Source organism: Nostoc linckia z4, assembly GCF_002608075.1.
Classification (GTDB): Bacteria; Cyanobacteriota; Cyanobacteriia; order Cyanobacteriales; family Nostocaceae; genus Nostoc; species Nostoc linckia.
Map to the genome: position 1 here is coordinate 1 of NZ_LAHA01000055.1, position 23653 is coordinate 23653.

General features: G+C 41.3%; 15 protein-coding genes and 1 tRNA gene. 8 read left to right on the forward strand and 8 right to left on the reverse strand.

The window, feature by feature from the left end; translation table 11 throughout:
* From VF06_RS30025 to VF06_RS30035, 3 genes are all read left to right on the forward strand, one after another.
* Positions 1 to 965: hypothetical protein (locus VF06_RS30025; RefSeq protein ID WP_257208142.1), on the forward strand; the 965-nt coding region annotated here is incomplete at its 5' end.
* A 199-nt stretch (positions 966 to 1164) separates the two neighbouring features.
* On the forward strand, positions 1165 to 3108 hold the full coding sequence (locus tag VF06_RS30030; protein ID WP_099072188.1) for a GMC family oxidoreductase: 1944 nt from the start codon (positions 1165 to 1167) through the stop codon (positions 3106 to 3108).
* Between the two features lie 217 nt (positions 3109 to 3325).
* Positions 3326 to 5005 carry a patatin-like phospholipase family protein gene (locus tag VF06_RS30035; RefSeq protein WP_099072189.1) on the forward strand — a complete coding sequence of 560 codons (1680 nt, stop codon included), beginning with the start codon at positions 3326 to 3328 and terminating at the stop codon, positions 5003 to 5005.
* A 78-nt stretch (positions 5006 to 5083) separates the two neighbouring features.
* Here the strand turns inward: VF06_RS30035 and VF06_RS30040 are convergent, their stop codons facing one another.
* Entirely contained in the window at positions 5084 to 6658 is a 1575-nt protein-coding gene (locus VF06_RS30040) for a cation:proton antiporter (RefSeq protein ID WP_099072190.1), read from the reverse strand.
* Positions 6659 to 6950: 292 nt separating this feature from the next.
* Here VF06_RS30040 and VF06_RS30045 point away from each other — a divergent pair, with 292 nt between their 5' ends.
* Complete coding sequence (locus VF06_RS30045) at positions 6951 to 7790, forward strand: DUF389 domain-containing protein (protein WP_244918241.1); 840 nt, start codon at positions 6951 to 6953, stop codon at positions 7788 to 7790.
* Positions 7791 to 7866: 76 nt separating this feature from the next.
* Here the strand turns inward: VF06_RS30045 and VF06_RS30050 are convergent, their stop codons facing one another.
* Positions 7867 to 9105, reverse strand: a complete 1239-nt coding sequence (locus tag VF06_RS30050) for an ATP synthase subunit B family protein (protein WP_099072191.1) — start codon at positions 9103 to 9105, stop codon at positions 7867 to 7869.
* A 582-nt stretch (positions 9106 to 9687) separates the two neighbouring features.
* Here VF06_RS30050 and VF06_RS30055 point away from each other — a divergent pair.
* On the forward strand, positions 9688 to 11241 hold the full coding sequence (locus tag VF06_RS30055; protein WP_099072192.1) for a cation:proton antiporter: 1554 nt from the start codon (positions 9688 to 9690) through the stop codon (positions 11239 to 11241).
* A gap of 207 nt (positions 11242 to 11448) precedes the next feature.
* On the opposite strand, the gene VF06_RS30060 is transcribed toward VF06_RS30055, so the two are convergent.
* The 3 genes from VF06_RS30060 to VF06_RS30070 form a co-directional block, all read right to left on the reverse strand.
* A complete protein-coding gene (locus VF06_RS30060) occupies positions 11449 to 12261 on the reverse strand; it encodes a DUF928 domain-containing protein (protein WP_099072193.1) in 813 nt (270 codons plus the stop codon).
* A gap of 380 nt (positions 12262 to 12641) precedes the next feature.
* Positions 12642 to 14972 carry a CHASE2 domain-containing protein gene (locus VF06_RS30065; protein WP_099072194.1) on the reverse strand — a complete coding sequence of 777 codons (2331 nt, stop codon included), beginning with the start codon at positions 14970 to 14972 and terminating at the stop codon, positions 12642 to 12644.
* A gap of 173 nt (positions 14973 to 15145) precedes the next feature.
* Positions 15146 to 16105, reverse strand: coding sequence for a DUF1822 family protein (locus tag VF06_RS30070; RefSeq protein ID WP_099072195.1), 960 nt, complete (start codon positions 16103 to 16105; stop codon positions 15146 to 15148).
* Between the two features lie 248 nt (positions 16106 to 16353).
* Here VF06_RS30070 and cobW point away from each other — a divergent pair, with 248 nt between their 5' ends.
* A complete protein-coding gene (gene cobW / locus VF06_RS30075) occupies positions 16354 to 17394 on the forward strand; it encodes a cobalamin biosynthesis protein CobW (protein WP_099072196.1) in 1041 nt (346 codons plus the stop codon).
* A gap of 1 nt (position 17395) precedes the next feature.
* On the opposite strand, the gene VF06_RS41450 is transcribed toward cobW, so the two are convergent.
* Positions 17396 to 17557 (reverse strand): hypothetical protein, encoded by a 162-nt coding sequence (locus VF06_RS41450; RefSeq protein WP_180267777.1) that lies wholly within the window; start codon positions 17555 to 17557, stop codon positions 17396 to 17398.
* 26 nt (positions 17558 to 17583) lie between these two features.
* On the opposite strand from VF06_RS41450, the gene VF06_RS30085 reads away from it, so the two are divergent.
* Both VF06_RS30085 and VF06_RS30095 read left to right on the forward strand, forming a co-directional pair.
* On the forward strand, positions 17584 to 18057 hold the full coding sequence (locus VF06_RS30085) for an ABA4-like family protein (RefSeq protein ID WP_099071106.1): 474 nt from the start codon (positions 17584 to 17586) through the stop codon (positions 18055 to 18057).
* Between the two features lie 860 nt (positions 18058 to 18917).
* Entirely contained in the window at positions 18918 to 20834 is a 1917-nt protein-coding gene (locus tag VF06_RS30095) for a transketolase (protein ID WP_099071104.1), read from the forward strand.
* A gap of 393 nt (positions 20835 to 21227) precedes the next feature.
* Here VF06_RS30095 and VF06_RS30100 read toward each other — a convergent pair.
* A tRNA-Lys gene (locus VF06_RS30100) sits at positions 21228 to 21299 on the reverse strand.
* 63 nt (positions 21300 to 21362) lie between these two features.
* Complete coding sequence (locus VF06_RS30105) at positions 21363 to 23612, reverse strand: sensor histidine kinase (RefSeq protein WP_099071103.1); 2250 nt, start codon at positions 23610 to 23612, stop codon at positions 21363 to 21365.
* Positions 23613 to 23653 lie beyond the last annotated feature (41 nt).

A 23653-nucleotide genomic window follows, 5' to 3' on the forward strand; every position in this document is an offset into this window, starting at 1 on the left:
CCCCCTCCCCGACTCCCCACCTCCCCATCTCCCCAGTCCCCAATCACACAAACATCATGGAACACTTAGAAGAAGTTCGGAAATTTTGGCATCATGCCGAAGATTTGGGGTCTTTGCCTGATGATTATCAGTTATGGAAAGCTGGTCAAAAACAGGATTTTTTGTGGAACTCTAGAATTCTCAAGTCGCAATATGATGAACTTCCTCCCTTGAGGAAAATTGATATTGTTGGTTTATTTTTCACTGCTCTCAAAACTAAGATGGATCGTCAATTAGACGAAGCTCCTAATAATTGGAAAAAGGCGATTCATGCCCACGGGAGTGTGGCAAAAATTAAGTTTATTTCTGCAAATAATACTTTATTTTCCGGTTTATTTAAGGGAGCAGACTACGGACTTTTGCGATTATCTGTAACAGGAGAACCGAGCGATCGCGGTTTTGCTCCTGGTCTAGCCATTAAGTTATTTGTGGATGGAAATCCTTCGGAAAATTTCTCAGCTTTGGTATCTTTAGTTGGGCAAGGCCAAAATTATAATTTCTTCGCCAATGAATTATCAAATATCGTTCCTGTAGCTAAAAGTCTTGGGCCGATTATCAGCAATTTGATATTTACCAGAGTTACCAAATATCCTACAAAACTTTATTTAGAAGATTTAGGAAAAATTGACCAACACGGTCATCAAGAAAATCAACCTCGTTATCCCGCACAAGTATTTCTTGTTCCTAATGCAAATATCAAATTTCTGGAAACGCCACATGACTTTAGAAAAGACCTGGCTACAATTCCATCTGGAACATCTTTATATACTGTCTACGGTGTTAGCCCAGAAGATGTTACAGAGGAAAATAACAATCGTCAAAAAGCTAAAGTCATCGGACACATTGAAACCACATCGGAATTCACATCATCATTTTATGGTGATAATCAACTATTTTTCAGACATCAAAGATTCCGCGATCGTTAAATCGAAACAGCATGTTTGTAGAGACGCGATGAATGGCATTTTTACTTTACACAATGGATAATTTTATCGCGCAAAGTCGCAAAGGCGCAAAGATAAGAATTGAAAAGAGAGAAAGTAAATTTTAAATTTTAATCGCCCATAGAATCAATTAAAAATCTCAAATTAAAATTTTTTTGATGTATTTGAATTAATAAAAATTATGACTACACAAACTGAATATGACTATATTGTTGTTGGTTCGGGTGCTGGAGGAGGCCCGGTAGCTGCGAATTTAGCAAAAGCAGGTTACAAGGTTTTGCTGTTAGAAGCAGGTGGCGATCCTTTACGGGATGAAAAGGGGAAAGATACAGAAAGATACACTTATTCAGTACCGGCGTTTCATGCGCGGGCCACGGAAGATAAGGATTTGAGATGGGATTTTTTTGTTAAGCACTACTCGGATGAAAAGCAGCAGCAGCGTGATTCTAAGTTTAGCCCAGAACATCAGGGTATTCTATATCCGCGAGCCGGGACGTTGGGGGGATGTACTGCCCATAATGCGATGATTACGGTGTATCCTCACAATAGTGATTGGGACAAAATTGCAGAAATCACCAAAGATGCTTCCTGGAACAGCGATAATATGCGGAAGTATTTTGAAAGGCTAGAGCGCTGCAATTATCTCGATCGCCCCATCAACCCTAATGATAATCCTACTCGTCACGGTTTTGATGGCTGGCTCACAACTAACTTAGCAGATCCTAAATTAGTTGTGCGCGATCGACAACTTCTAAAAGTAATCGTTAAATCTGCAATTCAAGCTTTAGCGGAACAAGGTAAAAGTTTACCCCAAGTAATTAAAATAATTTTTCAAAGTTTCTTGGCTAACATATTAGCTTTTCTTAAACTCCGCCAAAAAGATCCTTTGGAGTTTTTAGACACACTTTTAGACCCCAACGACTGGAAAATTACCAAAGTCAGTGGTGAAGGTGTGTTTTCTGTTCCACTTGCTGTGAAGGATGGAAAACGCACTGGTACAAGGGAATATATTCGGGAGATCGAACGCCAATTTCCCGATAAATTAATCGTGAAAACTCATGCATTGGTAACCAAAGTTTTACTCGATAAAAATAATACTGCCATCGGTGTAGAATATCTTGACGGAAAACACATATATCGTGCAGATCCTCAAGCCGATAAAACAGAAAATAGCTCTCAAGTTAGCCGCACAGTATTTGTAAATAGAGAAGTCATTTTGTCTGGCGGTGCTTTCAACACTCCCCAAATACTCAAATTATCTGGAATCGGCCCGAAAGAAGAATTGACTACCTTAGGAATAGAAGTCCGCGTGGATCTTCCGGGAGTTGGTCATAATTTACAGGATCGTTACGAAGTTGGTGTGGTCAGTGAAATGAATCAAAACTTTAGCATTCTTGATAATTGTACATTTACCGAACCACAACCAGCAGAGAAAATTAATGATACTTGTTTATTAGAATGGAATCGTTCCAAATCAGGTGTATATGTAACTAATGGAGCGGTGTTAGGGATTATCAAAAAATCCCATAAAGATAGAACAGAACCAGATTTATTTATTTTTGGACTACCAGCTTTTTTCAAAGGTTATTTTCTCAAATATTCCGAAGACATTGGTAAATATAAAAATTATTTCACTTGGGCGATACTCAAAGCTCACACCAACAACACAGCAGGTTCAGTAACACTGAGAACAACTGACCCTAGAGATGTTCCAGAAATTAATTTTAGATACTTTGATGAAGGTAATGATGTCAACGAACAAGACTTATTATCCGTTGTTGAGGGAGTGGAGTTTGTGAGACGCTTGACAAAACGCACTGAGTTGTTTACAAAAGCAGAATTGCTACCAAATAAAAATATAGATGAACAACATGAAATTAAGCAATTTATCAAAGATGAAGCTTGGGGACACCACGCCTGTGGGACATGTAAAATTGGGCATAAAGATGACAAAATGGCAGTCTTAGACAGTGACTTCCGAGTTTATGGAACGCAGAATTTACGCGTGGTAGATGCATCTGTATTTCCTTTTATTCCTGGATTTTTTATTGTCACGCCAATATACATGATTAGCGAAAAAGCCAGCGATGTGATTTTGCAACAAGCAAGAGGCAATAGGCAATAGACAATGGATTTTTATCACCAATGATTTAGTAGGACTATATTTATTCATCAAATTTTATTCTGATTCTTTAATTTTTCTAACTCCTGAATTCTGACTCCTAAATTCTGACTCCTGAATTCTGACTCCTGACTCCTGAATTCTGACTCCTGACTCCTGACTCCTGACTCCTGACTCCTGACTCCTGAATTCTGATTTTTTAACACCAGGGAATTTATCTATGGACAATAAGTTACGGCATTTTGACATTGGTTTAGTTATGGCTGGTGCTGTTTCAGCCGGTGCATATACTTCTGGCGTAATTGACTTTCTTTTTGAAGCTTTAGATCAATGGTACGAACAAAAAGCAAAGCAACAACAGCAGTATGGTGATGATTTTGCACAATGGGAAATTCCACCCCACGATGTTTTCATTAAAGCCATGTCTGGAGCATCAGCAGGTGCTATTGTTGCTGCAATTACAGCATCTTCACTATATAGCGATATCACTCCTGTAATTGGCTATCCGGTGAACAATCCGGTGAAGAATAAACTTTATGAAAGTTGGGTACAAAGAATAGATGTATCTGAACTTTTAAAGACTCAGGATTTAGACGATCCGAAAGCTCCTGTTTTATCTTTTCTCGATTCTACTATTCTCGATGAGCTTGGAGAAGATGTTCTGCAATTAAAATCTACAGGTAAAAAACGACCTTATATTGACGATCCCTTTGAGGTTTATTTGTGTATTACTAACTTGCGTGGCGTTCCTTATGTCATTAAATCTCAAGGAACTAATTCCAGCATTAAGGGACATTATATGGTTAAACATGCAGATTTTATGCATTTTGCCATCGGTGACAAAAGTAGTGATGTTGAAGGTGCGATCGCTCTCAATCCAGATAAAATTGATATCAGTAATTGGAAACTATTAGTTGATTCAGCATTAGCCAGCAGTGCGTTCCCCGTAGGATTTCCTCCTCGTCAACTCCAACGTAGTAGTATCGATGAATACGAAAAACGCAAGTGGGAAATACCTGTTCGCAACCCAATACTAACGGGTACTTGTTCAGAGTATCGCTGTATCAGTCCTGATAAAGATTTATTAACTCAAGGTTCCTATGAGTTTGTCACAGTAGATGGCGGGATTATTAGCAACGAACCTATAGAACTTGTTCGCTTGGCGTTGCGAGGTAATCAACAGCGAAATCCCCGTGATGGAGAGCAAGCAAACCGAGCTACTTTGTTAATCGATCCATTTCCCAATGATGTGGATGCAGTGAATCCAGGTAATAATTTACTCAACTTAGTATTGCGAATTTTTAGGAGTTTTATCAATCAAAATCGATTCAAACCAGATGAATTAATTCTCGCCTTAGATGAAGATGTTTACAGTCGCTTTTTGATTGCTCCCGAACGTAGCGACCGCCAAGATAGAAAACCTCTAGCTTGTGGTAGCCTAAATGCTTTCGGTGGTTTTCTCTCCCAGGAATTTCGCCATCACGACTATATGCTTGGTAGGCGTAATTGCCAAAGATTTCTCCAAAAATATTTTGTCTTACCAGCTTCTAATTCACTGTTTGATGGCTGGCCAGAAACACTGAAAAATCACCCGCAATTCCAAGTTGAAAAAACAGGAGAATCAGATATTTTTCTGCCAATTATTCCTCTAGTGGGTTCTGCCAAAAAAGAAGTTAACCTCCCGCCTTGGCCTAAATATGCACAAGAAAACTTTAAATTTCTAGAAAAACAAATCCAAGAACGCATTCATGTTGTGATTCCTCGGTTAATCAATCAATCCATCAATGATTATTTTACCCGTACTGCTCTCAATGTTCTTTGGTTTTTCAAACGTGGAACTTTAGCTAAAATGTTACGAAATATCATCAAGGACAATTTAGAAAAATACGGTCAATTATAGCAATTTAAACTGTTGACTGCGAACCGTCAACAGTCAACAACCATATACTTTTAGTCTTCAATGAACCGTTAACCCCTATTACCCGTCTTGTTTTTCATCTCCATTTTGTAAAACATCTTCCAACAAAGAAGCAAGTTCTTTATTTAACCGTCCAGACTTAACAAATTCTGCATAAGTATCTGCTTCAATTGCCAACAATTCTCCTCTAAATTGTTCGTTGGTAAAGTTTTGAAGATTGGGATAATCATTTTGTAATTTGTAGATTTTCGTCTCTAAATTTGCAAACTCACCTTGGATGAGTTTCTCCTGATAACGCCGAAATTCTGGGTCAATCCCAGGACGTTTATCTGCTTGCAGATGTTGTATGACTCTTTCTAGAGCAACATAACGAGCTACCAATTCTAAAAATTTCTCGCGTAAGGGTGCATCACCCAACAAATTGAGTTTTTTCAGCAAAGGTTTAATGGTCAATCCTTGCACAAGCAAAGTAAATAATACTACCCCAAAAACCGTAGCAATGACTTTTTCTCGCTCTGGTAGTATTGTCGGTACGCTCAATGCTAGAGCAATGGAAACGGAACCCCGCAGTCCACCCCACCATAAGATAGTTTGCTCTGGTAGAGAAATTTCGGATTTGGTGATGCTGGTACTGAATTTGCTCAAAAGCACAATAGCAACTCCCCGCATCAAAATCATTGCTCCCACTGTCACCAGAATAATTTGCAAATTTTCTGCCAAACTAGCAAAGCGTATTTGGTCGCCAATCAACAAAAACACAATGGAATTCACAAAAAACGCTAAAAATTCCCAAAATTCGGAAACAATAACGCGGGTGCGGGGATTCATTCCTATACGAGAGCCAAAGTTACCTAAAATCAAACCAGTGGTGACAACGCCAATAACTCCAGAACCACCAAAGTCTTCAATAATCAGGTAGGTACCGTAAGCGGAAACCAAAGTTAAGGATTGTTCTACTAAAGGTAAATCGAAGCGCTGGGTAAGGTAGGAAATACCAAACCCAATAAAACTTCCTACTGCAATCCCAATGCCGACAACTGTGAAAAACTCAACTAAAATTGGCTGAAATTCTAATTCTACAGTTTTCAAAGAAAACGATACCAAAAAACCAAAGGCAACTACCGCCATGCCATCATTGAACAAGCTTTCGCCTTCCATTAAGGTGACAAGACGACTACCTACGCCTAGTTCGCGGAACAAGGCGGTGACGGAAACAGGGTCAGTAGCAGAGAGACTGGCTGCGATGAGTAAAGCTGTGGTTAGGGAAACAGCAACAACTTGATTCAAAGCGATCGCCACGCCTGCTATTGTAATTACCACCCCCAAAATTGCATACAAGCAAATTGGCACTAAATCCCGTTTCAGTTCCGACCACTTTAAATTCCATGCAGCTTCAAACAATAGTGGTGGTAAAAAAATAAACAAAATCAATTCCGGGGAAAGGGTCACCAAACGCACATCAAAAAATGCCAACCATAAGCCAACAATCACCAATAGCAACGTGTAAGGTATCTGGCGGAACCAGCTAAATATCTGCGGTAGTGTCGCCACACCCAAAGACACCGAAAGCACTAAAAGAAATTGCTTGAGATTGTTTGCGATCGCTTCCTCGGCAATCCCACCTTCAAGTACCATAAGAAGATTCCTAGTCAAATTTTGTACTTATACTCTTGTAACTATTTTTAGATGACATGAAATTAATGTCAGACTTTAATGAGCAAAGCAAGAAGACTTAACAGTTAACTGCATATTTAAGGAGGAAGGTCTTGGGTAATAACATTCGAGACCGATTTAAAAATTTCCGTCGCCAGGGTTCCCAACCAGAAAAACTCCAACAGCTACAAACAGAGTTGCTGGCAGAATCAACCCTAGACTCAGCTTACATAATTTTAATTGTTAGCTCCTGCGCCATCGCCACCTTTGGTTTATTGTCCAACAGTGCAGCTGTAATTATTGGCGCGATGATTATTGCTCCCTTAATGTTGCCAATTCGAGGTTTAGCTTTTGGTGCTTTACAAGCAGATATTACCTTATTTCGCAAGGGAGTAATTCTGTAGCAATTGGCACGTTATTAGCGGTAGTCATCGCTTGTTCTTTGGGTTGGCTGCTGGGGTTGCCCAGATATGGTAGTGAAATCCTGGCTCGTTCCAGACCAACATTATTAGATTTGGGAATTGCCGTAGTAGCTGGTGGTATAAGTGGCTACGGCAAAATCGAACCAAAAATCTCTGGTACTGTGGCGGGAACTGCGATCGCTGTTGCCCTCATGCCCCCGATTTGCGTCATTGGTTTAGGCTTAGCACAAGGAAATTGGTCGCTCAGTTTCGGAGCAACCTTACTTTACCTAACTAACTTACTCGGTATTGCCCTCTCCTGTATGGTGACATTCTCAGTAGCAGGTTACACCTCAATAGCGCGGGCACATCGTCCCTTAATTTGGACTATGGCTTTAACAGCAATCCTGGTAATTCCCTTGGGCGTCAGCTTTGCGCGACTCGTGCGACAAGGGCAACTAGAAACCAGCCTGCGAAAAGCATTATTGAACCGTACCATCACCTTTACGCGATTACAGTTGCTTAACAGCAATACCAACTGGTTAACAAATCCCCCAGAAGTACGCTTGAGCGTCCGAGCAAGGGAACCAGTCACACCGCGACAAGTAGAGCTATTAGAAGAATTTATCGAACGAGAAATGGGGCAACGATTTACCTTAATTTTTGAAGTTGGTCAGGTGGAAGAAATTCGACGTTCCCAACCCACGCAATAAAAAATGGGGAGATGGAGGGAAAAAAGACAAGGAGGACAAGGGAGATAAGAATAACTCCTCATATCAATAGTCCGTTTTATTTAGTTTGCAACTGCTTGAGTTTATTATTGGCTGATAGTAGTAACTCTTGAGCTTTGAGATATGCCGTTGTACCATTTTGGACTTTTTCTAATTGATTAATAATACTTTGCAATTGGCTGCTGACACGATTGCGGTCTAGAGTTTGAGAATCGTCAGGAATGGAAGCTAATAAGTTTTCGATTTCTCGTTGCGCTGCTGACAAAGCCTCCACAGCATCAGCTTCGGCTTGCCGTCTGACTTTAACTTGACCTAAATTACTTTCATAAATTGCTAGTAATTCCTGTGCTTGGGCATAACCAGCCACATCATTTGTGGGAACGTCTTTGAGTCGTTCAATAGCTTCTTCCCATAAATGTTCTATTTGTCGCCATTCACTGACAGGGTGTGGCGGATTTTGACCAGCTTTGGCGGCTTGCCATGAAAATTGGCGGGCTGCGGTGATTAATGCACTGATACGTTCATTACCGGCGGCCAGTCCCACAACTTCCTTAAACTCACGCTTGTAGTCATCTAGTTGATTGCGTGTAGTTTTTCCTGCTAGGGTTTGACTGGGAATTTGCTCTAATTGATTTAGTGCTGTTTGCCAAGTAGCGATCGCAGTTTTTCGATCGCTGACTGTTGTAGCTTGTTGATATTGCTGTTTTGCATTTAATAAAGCCTGCATATTATCTGCGAGCAAAGTTTGAGCATTCTTTTCCTGAAAAACCTTAGCTTCTAGCTGCCCAACTAAACGACGAGATGCATTAAAACCATAGATGCTAAAGTGGCGATCGTACCACCAATATCTATATTCAGACAAATCGCTGACAAACCAAGTTGGTAATTCATTGAGATGTTTTTGTGCTTGTTGTAGCTTTTGTTCTCCCAAAGCCAAATCAGCTGGACTGGTAGCTTTTTCAATCAATTGTTCAGCCTGTTCCACTGTTACTAACGCCTGTCGATAGTGATGATCCACATTTATATAGCTAGGTAATAACAAAACAGGCGCATTTTGTACCACCGGACGGCGAATCACTGCGTAAGGCAAGTTCGCTACCCAAATCACACCAACAGGAATCCCTATAAGTATGGTTATCCAAATAAGTTTAGTGCCTATGCCCCCCTTGGCTTTGGCAGGTGATTGATGGCGTGATTGGACTACAGTTTGTTGGCTATTATTGGGTGGATATATTCCAGAGCTATTTTGAGAATTTTTACGCAGAATATTCCAGTTCAATTTGTTTAAAAAACTCATAAATATAACCATTACTGTGTTTATTATTCCCATTTTTGTCAGAAATATAAACAATAGGCTATTTCGTTTTTTAGAAAATTAAAGACTACGTCGTATAATTTCAAAAATAAAATATAGAATTCATATTTTATTTTTGAAAAAAAATAATACACATCTAACTTGATTCTCAATACGGTTCGGTTAAAGAAGAAAGGGGAAAGGGAAAATACCAAACCTTTCCCCCTTTCCCCTTTTCCCGACTTATGCAAGAAGTCTATACTGCTTATCCGAACCCTATTGACTCTTATCTGTTACCTGTTCCCTATCTACACAAAGATTTTCACTAATAAAATCGGATTCCTATAAGTAGCTCAACCTAAAAAAACGTCATACGTAGATGTCAATAAATAAATGTAGGGTGTGTTATGCCGTAGGCTAACGCACCTCTGTAGACTATAGCTGAAATAAAATTGCTATATATGTTACCTTTTTTAAGATTGACCTACTTATGAGAAAATTCAAAAGTAGATTTCAGAGCGATCGCACATCCTCTAAGATGAGATATCGATCGCTATTGTTCAAATAAATTTTCAGAAAGTAATAGTGGATGTAACTCAATTAGTCAAAATTTCAATTATTCTCTTGCTTGTGGCTACAGTCGTAGCTTTGCTGTCTCGGCAATTACGAATTCCTTATGTCACTGGTTTAGTATTGGCGGGTTTACCAATCACTGAATTGTTGTCTCGTCCCCTTGGTTTAAATCCAACCCTGGTTTTAAACCTTTTCTTGCCAATTCTCATTTTTGAAGCTGGTATTAATACAGATGTCAGCCGCCTACGCAGCACCTTTAAACCAATTGCCCTGTTAGCTGGGCCTGGGGCTATAATTTCCAGTGGAATTATTGCCGTCCTCTTGAAATTTGGACTGGGACTAAGTTGGATACCAGCCTTGTTTGTCGGTGTAATTTTGGCAAACACTGATACAGTTTCCATGATTGCTGTTTTTAAGGAAATACCAGTACCTTCTAGACTTTCCACCATTGTGGAAGGAGAAACCTTATTTAATGATGCTGCTGCTTTAGTTTCCTTCAACTTAATTTTGCAAGTATATTCCACTGGTTCAATCACTTTTCTAGAAGGAATTAAACAACTGTTATTTATTTCTCTGGGAGGTTGCATTATTGGGTTAATTTTGGGTTATTTAACCATACCTGTATTTGCTCGTTTAGACGATCCTCTCAGCAGTCTTTTGCTAACAGTTGCAGTTGCCTTAGGCACTTTTCAAGTAGGGCAATCTCTTGGTGTATCCGGTGCTGTAGCTGTAGTTGTAGCAGGATTAATTTTTGGTAATTTAGGACTTTCTCGCAATACTTCTGCTTCTAGTCGCATCACATTATTGAGTTTCTGGGAATATGCGAGTTTTACTGTTAACACCTTTATTTTTCTCTTAATTGGTGTAGAAATAGACCTGGGAATACTTTGGAAAACTTTACCGGCGATTATATTTGCAGTTTTAGCTTATCAAGTCGGGCGACTTCTTACAGTCTATCCTTTGCTATTAGGAATTCGTTGGTTTGACCGCCCAATTCCCCTACGCTGGCAACATTTACTATTTTTAGGCAATATTAAAGGTTCACTGTCAATGGCTTTGGCATTGAGCTTACCCACCACACTACCAGGGCGAGAAATCCTCATTGCTTTAGTGTTTGGTAGTGTGTTGGTGTCATTAGTAGGACAAGGTTTGAGTTTGCCTTGGGTAGTCAAACGCTTAGAATTATCTCAATTTTCACCTCTTCAGCAACAAATTGAAGAATTACAAGCCGAGTTGATGACAAGTAAATCTGCACAAGACGAGTTAGATAACTTGTTGAAATCGGGAGTATTGCCAAAAGCCGTCTATGAAGAAATGCGTTCAGCTTATCAGGTGCGAATAGCCAAAGCCGAAAAAGCAGTACGAGAAATTTATAACCGCCGTCCTCAAGATTTGGAAGCAAAAAATGGCGATCTCAGTAAAATCGATGCCATCCGTCGCCGTTTACTTTTAGCAGAAAAAGGAGCGCTCAATGAGGCATTAAGAAAGCGAATTCTTTCAGAAGAAATAGTGCAAGGACGGATACGAATTATTGATGAACAATTACTAAAACTTGAGGATGATTAATTAGTTTTTAAGTATGAGAGACAAGGGAACTGGGGAGGCTCTTGAGGCAGGGGAAAAGGTTAATGGTTCGACAAGCTCACCAACCGGGAAAAGGGAAAAGGGAAAAGGTTAAAGGGAAAAGGTTAAAGGGAAAAGGAATAAATTTAATCTTTCCCCTTTTCCCCTTGCCCCTTTCCCTTTCCCCTGGAGCCTCTTCTGCCCCATGCCCTATTCCCGACTCCCCTCTATTGACAAAAGTGGCTCTTTGGCAACATCATCTAAGCGGATACTACCTAGTAAATTCTGCCACTGTGCTTGGAGTGTGGTATCTTGAGGATTTTGTTGATGCAGTTGAGCCAGTATTGCTAGTGCTTCGTGCCATATTCCTTTTTGGGCATAGATTGTATAGCGCTGTAAAGGATTTGCATTTTCTAAATCTTTAAGTGTTGATTGGTTGAGGTCTACTCGTTTGATTACCCCTTCAACGTAAGTCCAGGGAGCATTTTTTTGTTCATCGCAGTTAACACTAAAAAACCAACGATATTCTTTGTTTAATTCCAAAGCCGGAGCAGTGCTAGGTAGAGAAACCCCTATAATTCCTGGCCGATCTTTCAGAGCGATCGCTTTTTTGTAGACTTGGTTAGAGTCCCCATCTTGCAGCACTAATTCCACTGCATGAGCCATGTCTTTGGTATATGGCATATAGAAAAACCAAGTTGGACGTTCTAACGTCGTTTGTGACCAAACATTAACCACATCATTAGGTTCCTCAGTAAATGGTACTAAAGCCGTCAGGTCGGGTTTAACAGCTGCACATGCTGTTCCATTTCCTCGCGTAGCCCCACCACGGACGCGTCCTCCTGGAGGGGGGCCAGGTGGAACTGGAGGTTGTTCAAAGCGTGGAGTTTGAGCAACGATGGTTTTAGAATGAGAACCATCTCTCAGTTCCCGACCAAAACTCAAAGTCTCGCTAGCAAGTAAACCGGTGCAGCTCAAAGCTAATACTAAAAATAATTTTACTGATTGTAAATTACACTTCATAAAAACATTACCTCATAAAATTTTGAATTGGGCATGGGGCATGGGGTATGGGGCATGGGTCAGAAGAGGCTCCACGTGCTCCAGGGGAAAGGGAAAGGGGCAAGGGGAAAAGGGGAAAGATTAAATTTATTCCTTTTCCCTTTTCCCTTTAACCTTTTCCCTTTAACCTTTTCCCGGTTGGTGAGCTTGTCGAACCATTAACCTTTTCCCCTTAACCTTTTCCCTTTAACCTTTTCCCTTTAACCTTTTCCCTTTAACCTTTTCCCCTTAACCTTTTCCCTTTTCCCCTTAACCTTTTCCCTTTTCCCTTTTCCCCTTAACCTTTTCCCTTTAACCTTTTCCCCTGCTCCCTACCTCCCCATCTCCCCACTTCCCCTTCATTAACTATCTGAACTCGAAATTTTAGGTTTGAAATTATAAATTGACATTAAGCCAACGGTGGCTAGCAAAGACAAGGCGGAGGGTACAAAGGGTATCCAAGCACCGGAAATTAAGAGGACAAAGCAAGATATGTATAAAACACCACAGCTAACGCTCAATACTAATGCTAACCACGGAAGTGAAAGCTTTCGCCAAGCTATGATTCCTCCTACCACAGACCAGCACCAAATCCAAGCTACTTCCAGCCACAGCGACCAAACCCCCAGCAATGGACGCCCATTTTCCACAGCACTGAGAATTTGGCTGATCATCTGTGCTTGTAACAAGACTCCTGGCATTTGCTCGTCTAGAGGAATTCCGTAGGGTGTTGGCCAGGTATCTGGAGAATCTCCTCTTGAGATGACGCCAATTAAAACAATCCGGTCTTTGAATGCATTGGGATTAACTGGACTAGATAAAAATTCCGTGAGTGTTACTTGTTGGGCAACTTGTTTTCCAGAACGGTAGTTGAGTAAGATTTGACCGCCATTGGCATTAATATTTTGATACCCACCACTACGAGACTTGAGGTTTGGAAAAACGGTCTTACCGAGTTGCAAATTTCCGTCGGGGGTGAATTCGACTCGAATTCCTGAAGACCTCAGATACAGCGAAGCCAGTTGCAAACTGAATGAGTAGGAAGTAGAACACAATGATGTCGGCTCTTGGTTCATGAATAAAAGATGCCGACGGATAACTCCATCACGGTCATGAATAAAATCACTAAAGCCGATATTTGTTTTTGGAATTTCTGGTGGCGGCTGAATACCTCTGATGTTGGTTGTGCCATCGCTTCCTTTACAGATGCCAATCAGGTTTGGAGTTTTTTGCAAACGATTAATTAAATCCCGCTCTTTGGCATTAAAATCACGGTAGATATCTAAGCCGATGGCTCTCGGTTGATATTGATTGAGTTTTTCTAAAAGTTTGTTGAGAGATTTCTCGGAAATGGAAGCTCCGATTAAAGTCTCACCATTTTTTCTTTGAGTCGCCAAATCATCATCATCAATGGTGATTACCAAAAGTCGGGAATCAATTTCTTCTGGTGGACGCGATCGCATCATTTGGTCGTAGGCTGGAATCTCTGTACTTTCTAGAATTCCCACGAACCTGGCGCTCACAACGAAGGCTGTAACTGCTAAGGTGGATAACAAAGCGATGCTAAATCTGCGTTTGATGGACGGAGATAAGTTTGGCATCTCTTCAATTTCTCTAGACCTTAATTCATCCCAAGTAGGGGGCGTCTGGGCTGGATTTTGACAAATCACTGGTAGCCAAGTTGCACAAGGAAATCGGTCTTCAAGTCCTTGCAAACGTTCCCGTGCTTGGCGCACTGATTGATATAAAGATTCTCCACTCGCAAAGCCTTGAAGAAAATATTTTAAAAATTCTTGAGCAACCAGGTCTGGAACCGGTTCGCGCATGACAATTATTTGAGGGATTTGCAAATCAGCTAATTCTCGTGCCAATCCCAAACCATCGCAGGAATTGAATATAGCCAGTTGCAAACCATTTTCAATAGCTTTCTTCAGAGCATACTTTAACTCTCCAATGGTCAGACTATCAGTTTTATTGAGATAAATTCGTCCACTTTCTCCATTTCCCTGAGTAGAACTATGTCCAGCAAAGAAAAGAATATCCCAGTTTTTTTTCCACAGATGCTCAGTTAATTCTTTGCGTTGTGGTTCCACAAGAAAACAAACTTCGGCATTGTTGCACTGTTGCAATAAAACTTGATCTGCCTTAGTGTCAATTCCTTGACTGTTGCCAACAATGGCCAAGATATTAACTAAAGGATTGGGAGTGTGTGGCTTCTGGATGCGATCGTAAGTCGGTGAAGAAAGGGCAATTTCAGCCTTGGGATAGCGTTCTAGTAAGTCCCACAAATGCCAAGGTAATAGCTGTAATTGAGTATTTTCTGTTTGTAAAATTACCCGCACTTCTTCTGTAGAGGATAGTCTTTCTAACCATTTTTCTCTTACAGAGCGAAACTCTTCTGCTTTGAGCCAGGTGTTAAAACGCACCCGTAAAATGTGAGAAGTATTTTCGCAGTCTTGGATCATCGATACATTCGTCACCTGCACTTGCTCTGCATGAAGACGATAACGATTGCCTATTTGCCGATAACTAGACTGCCAATGACTATAGTAGAGGGGCATTTCCGGAAATGGAGGTAATTTGCCCGTGACTTCTGTTGTCGGGCGCTTGTGTTCTTCACCAATTTGCAGGGTCACAGCAAAGCCCTGCTCAAAACTACCCTCTCCGAACTTCAGAACTACTAATTTACCCATGACTGTCGCTATCCCTCTTTCTGTGCAAACTCGGCAACCTCTGATGTCTGGTGAAAAGCTTCACCAAGTGTCTACAAAAATTTTTTGAAAATCCAAAAAGGCGATTTGAATTTTTAATTAATCAATTGACTACTTAATAAGTTACCGACAAAGAGGGAAGATAGCTAGATGTTTTAAATCCGGAAATGTTCAGTAATACTAACACCGTTTAATCCTACCCTAACGCTAAATTCTTCTGTGGGTTCGCCACGAAACTGTAACTGAATATAATTATCTGATTTTCGAGATTGAGCTTCTAAAAACACCGCTCCAGAACTATCTAGAACGGTAAGATGAACTCCTGGTGGTAAGTAAATTTGACTCCCAGTTGCGTGTAACTGGAGGTGGATACTGGTTTGTCGATCCTTTTCGGGGCTGATTTCCACAATCAACATCACCGGATGATTGAGAATTTGGATACCCAAATCAATCAGTTTTGCACGTTTAGTAATTGATTCTGCTCGGTTTGAAGTATTTAGTTCTAGAGTTTCAGGACTGCGAAAAGCATAAACTGGTCTAAATTCTGGCAGGTTCCACAAAGATTCAACACTTTGCCAACCAGTCTCAAATATACCAGCAAACCACTGAGTTAAATTCACTAGTGGAGATTGTTGGAGTTTGGCTATATGGTCGATGAATGCTTCCAATGGTTGTAATTGTCTCAAAGGTAGTGTTTCAGTTGCCACACTAGGTACAAAACCAAGTAGCTTGGCTTCTTGGAACAATTCATCAAATTGAACTACTAAATAGCCCACTCGTGATTCCCAAGTTTCAGCAGGAATGGAACATGTCTGTTGGTGTTGATGAACCGGACGACACTCCAGGCGACCGACTGATGGCACTTCTAAGTCAGCCACATCCTCGCACAGGCGCATGATGGGATTCCAACTATCACTAGCTGCGAGATTAGTGGGAATATCCATCATTTGCAAATAGTCATTGACCACCCATACAGCTAGAGTATTCAGCCAGACTTGCTCTGCTTTTCGAGAATTTGGCTGCTCATTGGCAAATTGCCCGGCAGTTATGCGAGCTGTTTGGGAAATTGGTAACGTTAAAGTGAAATCGTCTAGCTGGTAAGTGGAGTTACTCATAAGTCAATTGGTGATGATCGACGCTGTTATGTACATATCGCCCGCATTCACTAAATTTATGCCACAAAATAGAGAATCATTCTTGAGAAAGAGAATTGAGTATGGGGCATATGTCTATTTTTGAGTTGTAGTGTCTGACTCTAGAATTTCAGTTTAAAATAACTGAGTCAAGATTTAAACTCAGGATAATCTCAGTATCTAAGTTGATAAATAGTAAAACTTGTGATACTGAAAACACCAGGCAAAATATGGCTGCAAAAATTCCGGTCACAGTAATTACAGGCTTTTTAGGTAGTGGAAAAACAAGTCTCATTCGCCACCTGCTACAAAATAACCAAGGACGGCGGATTGCAGTTTTGGTGAATGAATTCGGCGAACTCGGTATTGATGGCGAATTATTGAAATCCTGTCAAATTTGCCCTGAGGATGGTGGGGGTGAGAGCAATATTTTTGAATTAACTAACGGCTGCTTATGCTGTACCGTCCAAGAAGAGTTTTATCCGACGATGCAAGAGCTAATTAAGCGGCGAGATAGCATTGATTGTATTTTGATTGAAACCTCTGGTTTGGCGTTACCGAAACCGCTGGTGAAAGCTTTTCGCTGGCAGGAAATTCGCAACGCAGCCACAGTGGATGCGGTGATTACTGTAGTTGATTGTGCGGCTGTAGCAGCAGGGACATTTGCCAGCGATCCCCAGGCGATCGCTCTCCAGCGACAAGCTGATGATAGTATAGAACACGAAACACCTTTGCAAGAGTTGTTTGAAGACCAACTTGCTTGTGCAGACTTAGTGGTGTTGAATAAAACTGACTTGGTAGACGCTGACACCAAAGCCAAAGTCGAGGAATTAGTTAAACAAGAGTTGCCCAGAGTGGTGAAGATTGTGGAGAGTAATCGCTCTCAACTCGATGCATCTATATTATTAGGATTCCAGGCTGCTGTGGAAGACAACCTAGACTCTCGCCCCAGTCATCACGACAGCGAAGAAGACCACGACCACGATGAAGAAATTATCTCTGCCAATTTAATTTTGGATCGTGCCTTTGACCCAGAAAAGCTGCAACAGCAGTTGCAAGCATTGGCACAAGAACAAGAAATTTATCGAATTAAAGGCTTCGTAGCAGTACCAAACAAACCCATGCGCCTAGTAATGCAAGGTGTGGGAACCAGATTTGATAAATTTTACGATCGCCCCTGGCAACCACAAGAACCCAGACAAACCCGCTTAGTTTTCATCGGTCGCGATTTAAAATCCTCAGAAATCGAATCTCAACTTGTAGCTTTATAAATTAATTGGGCATGGGGCATGGGGCATGGGGCATGGGGCATGGGGTATGGAGACAAGGGGGACAAGGGGGACAAGGTAGCAATTTTTCTCCCCTATCTCCCCCATCTCCCCCATCTCCCCATCTCCCCCATCTCCCCATCTCCCCATCTCCCCATCTCCCCATCTCCCCACCCTCCATTTCACAAAACTATGACTATTTCCCAAATATTTAATATTGCGAATCTTTTCGTTTTGCCTTTTTGGACTTTAATGATTTTATTGCCAAATTGGAAGGTGACGCAGCGAATAATGGCATCATATCTACCTTTTGTGCTGTTGGCTGGGGTATATTTGTATTTGTTTGTTAACAGCATTACGCCAGAAAACGCGCAAGATTTTTCAAATTTGGAATTAGCAAATGTCGCCCGACTTTTTGCAGATGAAAAAGTTGCAGCAACGGGTTGGGTTCATTATTTAGTGATGGATTTATTTGTTGGTCGCTGGATATACTTAGAAGGTCAAAAAATAGGTATTTGGACAATTCATTCCCTAGCTTTATGTTTTTTTGCTGGCCCTCTGGGATTACTATCCCACATCTTGACTAACTGGATATCTCAGAAATTTTTCCCCAAATCTCAAGAAAATGAAGCGGTGACGGTAGCAGAACAACAAGTATCAAACTAATAAGTAGCTCAACCAAAAAAAACGTAAGATGTAGATGTAAATAAGTGTAGGGTGTGTTACGCCGTAGGCTAACGCACCTCTATAGATTCTACTATATCAATGTGAGGTGCGTTGCGCTTTGCGACAACACACCCTACTATTGTTTTATGTTTAATTAAGTTTATCTACTTAGTTAGTCAGTTATTATGCTTTGAAATCGTAGAGTCAGTCATAGTGTTGACTGTTGACGGTTAAGGGACTTCCAAGTAAAAAATATTTCACAGAAGACTGTTGACCGTTGACCGTTGACAGTCAGCAGTCAACAGTGAACAGTCAACAGTCCCCAGTTCCTTGTTATATATCCTGAGAAATAAACTTAATTACTCCATTAGAAAGAAGCGATCGCCACTCCTTATTTCTAAATTAAACCCAGGGAGAGTGAAATAAATCTCTGAAGCTTTTACACCATAGTTTGCATAAAAATCCTTTAACTCCCAATTCCAAATGGTTAAAAATTAGAGATTTAATCTTTATCTGATTGTAGAATTCCATATCTAAATTATTTGAAGCTAGTTTTAAACTTCTAAGCTGTTTCACATAAAAATTGCACATTAGACCTCTTGCAAAAAACACTTTTGCAAGAGTTGGGAAAAGGGAAAAGGTTAAAGGGGAAGGGGACAATACAAAACCTTTACCCTTTCCCCCTTCGCCTTTTCCCGACTTATGCAAGAAGTCTATTGATTCGCTACTGGTTGTTGAGGGTTGACAGTCAACGATTACCACGAGTAGTTATGCTTTTTTAGCGCGCATTAGCTCATTTCATCCAAATACAAATCAAAGATTCGCTGCAATAACCTTGATTTTAATTTAGGAATACCACTATGGCCATACAGGAGCAAATACAGCAATGGCATGAGTTAGCACAACAGTTGCGTGTTGATAGTATTCGCGCAACGACTATTGCTGGTTCAGGTCATCCTACTTCGTCTATGTCACCAACGGATGTGATGGCAGTTTTACTCTCTAAATATCTGCGCTACGATTTTAAAAATCCAGATAACCCTAATAACGATCGCTTCATTCTCTCTAAAGGACACGCCGCACCGTTGTTGTATGCCATGTATAAAGCTGCGGGGGTAATTAGCGATGGAGAATTAATGTCTCTGCGGCAATTAGGCAGTCGCTTGGAAGGCCATCCCACGCCAGTTTTACCTTGGGTTGATGTGGCCACCGGCTCTTTGGGACAAGGATTGCCAATTGGTGTAGGGTTGGCTTTAGCAGGTAAGTATTTAGACCAGTTACCATACCATGTGTGGGTGTTGCTTGGTGATAGTGAAACATCTGAGGGGTCTGTGTGGGAGGCTTTTGACCATGCCTCGCATTACAGCTTAGACAATCTGATCGCTATTATCGATGTCAATCGTTTAGGGCAGCGGGGTCAGACTGAATTGGGCTGGAACATACAAGCTTATGCTGCACGTGCTAAAGCTTTTGGTTGGCAAGCGATGGAAATTGATGGTCATAATTTTCAGGAGATTGACCAATGTTTGAACGCTGCTTTGAGTGTCAACGATCGCCCCACTGTAATTATTGCTCGCACAAAGAAAGGCAAAGGTGTAGCTTCTTTGGAAGATTTGGGTGGTTGGCATGGTAAAGCACTCAAACCTGATGCCGAAAAAGCAGCGATCGCCGAATTGGGTGGCCAACGCCACATCATAATTCAAGTCAACAAACCCGAAGAACAACCCCAACCAGTTGTTATAGGTAACCCCCAACAGTTGCAACTTCCCACATATAACAAAGGTGCAAAGGTGGCAACACGTAGAGCCTACGGGGATGCTTTATTAGCATTGGGTTCTGCTCAGCCAAATGTAGTTGTTCTTGATGCTGAGGTGAGTAATTCCACTTATGCTGAAGATTTCGCTGAAGCTTATCCTGAGCGCTACTTTGAGATGTACATTGCGGAACAACAAATGATTGCAGCGGCGGTGGGTTTACAGGTGCGAAAATACAAACCTTTTGCGTCGAGTTTCGCTGCTTTCTTGAGTCGGGGTTATGATTTTGTACGTATGGCGGCTGTCTCCCGCGCCAACATTAAATTAGTGGGTTCCCATGCTGGGGTATCCATTGGTCAAGATGGCCCTTCACAAATGGCACTGGAGGATTTAGCAGCATTCCGGGCTGTATGGAGTAGTACTGTACTGTATCCCAGCGATGCCAATCAAACTGCTAAATTAGTGGCACAAATGAGCGATCGCAATGGCATTGTCTACCTCCGCACCACGAGAGAAAGCACACCTGTAATTTATGACTCTGATGAAGATTTTCCCATTGGCGGTAGCAAAGTAATCCGTAGTTCAGACAGCGATGGAGCCGCCATCATCGCTGCTGGTATCACTTTACACGAAGCTCTCAAGGCTTATGAACGTCTTAAAAATGAAGGTATCGCGGTGCGTGTCATTGATGCCTACTCTGTCAAACCCATTGACGCTAAGACACTTCATCAAGCTGCACGCGATACTGAGGGGAATTTAGTTGTTGTTGAAGACCATTGGTTAGAAGGGGGGTTAGGTGCAGCGGTGCTGGATGTTTTTGCGGGTACTAATAGTAGCCCTAGTTACGATGAAACTCCGCTGCGGCTAATTAAGTTAGCGGTGAGTGAAATGCCAGGTTCCGGTACACCCGAAGAACTGCTTCATGCTGCCAAAATTGATGCCGATGCCATTGTTGAAGCGGTGAAATCCCAAGTCAAACACTCATTGGGAGTAGCTTTACACTCAAAATCAGCAAGAAAGTAGGACTTATACATTAGACTTCTAAGAGAAGTCGGGAAAAGGGTAAGGGGAAAGGGGGAAAGGTTTGGTATTTTTCCCTTTCCTATAATTCGCGTCTAAGCTTTAAAAGCCTTGCATTTGCAATTGATTGGATTTCAAAAAATTAGAACCTATAGGCGTGAGGGACTTCCAAGTAAAAAAATATTCCACAGAAGACTGTTAACTGTTGACCGTTGACCTTTGACAGTCAGCAGTCAACAGTCAACGCATTAACTGGAACAATTTATTTTTTGGAGTTCCCTGAAACTGTTAAGAGTTGCCCATTAAGAGTTTTCTACCCCCACCAAGGGACTTTTTCAGTAAGCCTTGTATAGCAAAGGCTTTTAATCTAAAATCTAAAATCCAAAATCTCAAAAGTGGGTGACCTGAGATTCGAACTCAGAACCAGCGGATTAAGAGTCCGATGCTCTACCGTTGAGCTAGTCACCCACACAGATAACGATATTAGCAAACTTCTCCAAAATTTGCCAGTGTAACACCCCAGGAAACGAGTTAAAGGGGAAATTTGACTATGAAGGTAGTTTGAGCTGCTGCACTTTCTACAGAGATTGAGCCGCCTAAATGTCTGACCATTTTCTGCACTAATGCCAATTCTAGTCCAGTGCCGCTATGTTTCCAGGGATCGTGTTTGTCAAGATGATAGAAAGGCTCAAAAATTCGTGACACTTCGTTGCTGTTCAGTTCGATTCCAGAACTGGTAATTTGCAGGTGTACTGCGTCGCCTGCTGGTTGAGCCGTCACTGTAATAGATTCCCCTGCTGGGGTGTATTTGCAGGCATGGTTGAGCAGTTCGGTGACAATCCTTTCTAAGTCTGTGATATCTGTCTCTAAAATTGGCAGTGTGCCGTCGATGTTTAAGTTTAACTGCTGGCGTTGGCAGTTGGTAACATCTCGAAAAGTTTCAATGATGGGGTAAAGCCAGCTTTGCAAGTCAATGGCAATTAAAGTCGGGGAACTTGGTTCGGCTTCTAAGGATGTGAGTGTGAGTAAATCGTTGATTAATTTGCTTTCTCGCGCGCATTCGTTATGCAATATCTGTAAAAGCTGCGGAACTATTTCTATGTCTAATATTTGTTCTGATGCAAGTACACTTTCGAGAGTTTGAGCAGCGAGGCTGATGCTAGTTATCGGTGTTCGTAGTTCTTGGGACAGCGTTCTGAGAAATTCATTTTTTAATCGTTCGCGTTTTTCTAATTCTTTTACCTGGGAGAGGGTTTTTTGGTAAAGTTGTCCTTGGCGGATAGCGATCGCACATTCATTGGCTATTTGCTGCACTAGCCCGACTTCAAATTCATCAAAGGATTCTTGTGTTGGTCTTGTCAACCAAATATTTCCCAAAATTCCTTGAGTATCGAAAATTGGACAAGCCATCTGAGCAACAACCAGCAATTTTGGTCGCCATCCAGGTACAATTTCTAAAAATTGCAAAGGTTGTTTTTGCAAAAGTGGCTGATAAACTTCGGGACGGTCTGCAATTTGTTTAGTCAATCCCAAGCACTGGGGTAAATTGGTTGTGTACTCGTAAGTAATATGTACCTGTGTTTGACAGCTGCTATACAGTTCGATTTGACAGCGGTCAAGGTTGAGTAAATGTACTAATTCCTTGGTAACTGTCTGCAACACCTGGGTTTCATCAACACTATCGCGGATTTGCTCCGTCATTTGTTGCACCAAGGTTTGAAAGTTTCGTAGTTGTTGCAACTGATTGATGTGTTTTTGTTTGTGCAACTCGATTTTGACTTGGAAATCGTTGAGTTGCTGATGAAGTTGTGACTGTTGGACAGCAATACCGATTTGAATTGCCAGCTGTTTGAGTAAGTTCGTTTCCATTTCTTGCCATTCATGCGGGTGATGGCAATGTTGAGCAATTAATAGTCCCCACACATCTTGCTTGAAAAAAATTGGTACTACTACATTGGCTCTAACGTGTAAAGATCCCAGGAATTCTATATGGCAAGGGTGTAATCCAGCTGTGTGAATATCTTCAATAATTTGAATATAATCTTGGCTGTAGTGTTGCTGATATTGACGACCAAAGCTGGGATCGGCGATGTTTTTTCCTAACAGCAAATCGTTACTGACTACACTTGATTCGGCAATCACCACTCCTTTCCCATCGCCTTGAAAGCGATAAATTAGCACGCGATCGCTCTTTAAAAACTGCCGTAGTTCTTGTGTTGTCTGATGTAGAATGGTATCTAATTCTACACATTGATGAATTCTAGAGGCGATGGCTTCTATTAGTTGCTCCCGTTGTGCCTGGAGTTCAACTGCTAGTTCTACATTTTTAACAGAAGTAATATTACTACTAGTACCAATTAATCGATAAATCCTAGAGTTCGCATCTCGTAATGGAGTCAGAGTTGTACTCCACCAAGTCGGCACTCCTTGGAATCGCAAACATTGTTTGTAAGAAATAGTTTTGCCAAATAATACGCAGTCCGTGTAACGCTGACGCACCATAGCTGCATCAATGGGCGAGAGAATATCCTCTGGTTTTTTGCCCCGCAAATTCTCCGAGCTAATGCCTATCCAGCGCTCATGAGTTGGATTTAGTGCTACATATCGAAAATCTCCATCCTCTAGCACATCCACCACAAATATCGATGCCTGCACAGAATCGTACATACTTAGTAGAAACTGCTCGCTACTACTTTTTTTATCTACTTCCGTGCCGAAGAGAATCTCAGGAGATGGTAATTGTGTCAGCTCTATAGTTGATTCAGTCGGATTTATATTCATGCGAGAGTCCCTGTCTGGTGTTACTGACTCTTCTCGGCGCT

Excerpts from the sequence above, each read along its gene's own strand:
- VF06_RS41450 (WP_180267777.1), bottom strand. The coding sequence starts at position 17,557 with ATGGGGAGATGGGGAGATGGGGAGATGGGGAGATGGGGGAGATGGGGA.
- VF06_RS30085 (WP_099071106.1), top strand. The coding sequence starts at position 17,584 with ATGACTATTTCCCAAATATTTAATATTGCGAATCTTTTCGTTTTGCCT.
- VF06_RS30060 (WP_099072193.1), bottom strand. The coding sequence starts at position 12,261 with ATGAAGTGTAATTTACAATCAGTAAAATTATTTTTAGTATTAGCTTTG.
- VF06_RS30040 (WP_099072190.1), bottom strand. The coding sequence starts at position 6,658 with ATGGTACTTGAAGGTGGGATTGCCGAGGAAGCGATCGCAAACAATCTC.
- VF06_RS30095 (WP_099071104.1), top strand. The coding sequence starts at position 18,918 with ATGGCCATACAGGAGCAAATACAGCAATGGCATGAGTTAGCACAACAG.
- VF06_RS30030 (WP_099072188.1), top strand. The coding sequence starts at position 1,165 with ATGACTACACAAACTGAATATGACTATATTGTTGTTGGTTCGGGTGCT.
- VF06_RS30050 (WP_099072191.1), bottom strand. The coding sequence starts at position 9,105 with ATGAGTTTTTTAAACAAATTGAACTGGAATATTCTGCGTAAAAATTCT.
- VF06_RS30105 (WP_099071103.1), bottom strand. The coding sequence starts at position 23,612 with ATGAATATAAATCCGACTGAATCAACTATAGAGCTGACACAATTACCA.
- VF06_RS30070 (WP_099072195.1), bottom strand. The coding sequence starts at position 16,105 with ATGAGTAACTCCACTTACCAGCTAGACGATTTCACTTTAACGTTACCA.
- cobW (WP_099072196.1), top strand. The coding sequence starts at position 16,354 with ATGGCTGCAAAAATTCCGGTCACAGTAATTACAGGCTTTTTAGGTAGT.
- VF06_RS30065 (WP_099072194.1), bottom strand. The coding sequence starts at position 14,972 with ATGGGTAAATTAGTAGTTCTGAAGTTCGGAGAGGGTAGTTTTGAGCAG.
- VF06_RS30035 (WP_099072189.1), top strand. The coding sequence starts at position 3,326 with ATGGACAATAAGTTACGGCATTTTGACATTGGTTTAGTTATGGCTGGT.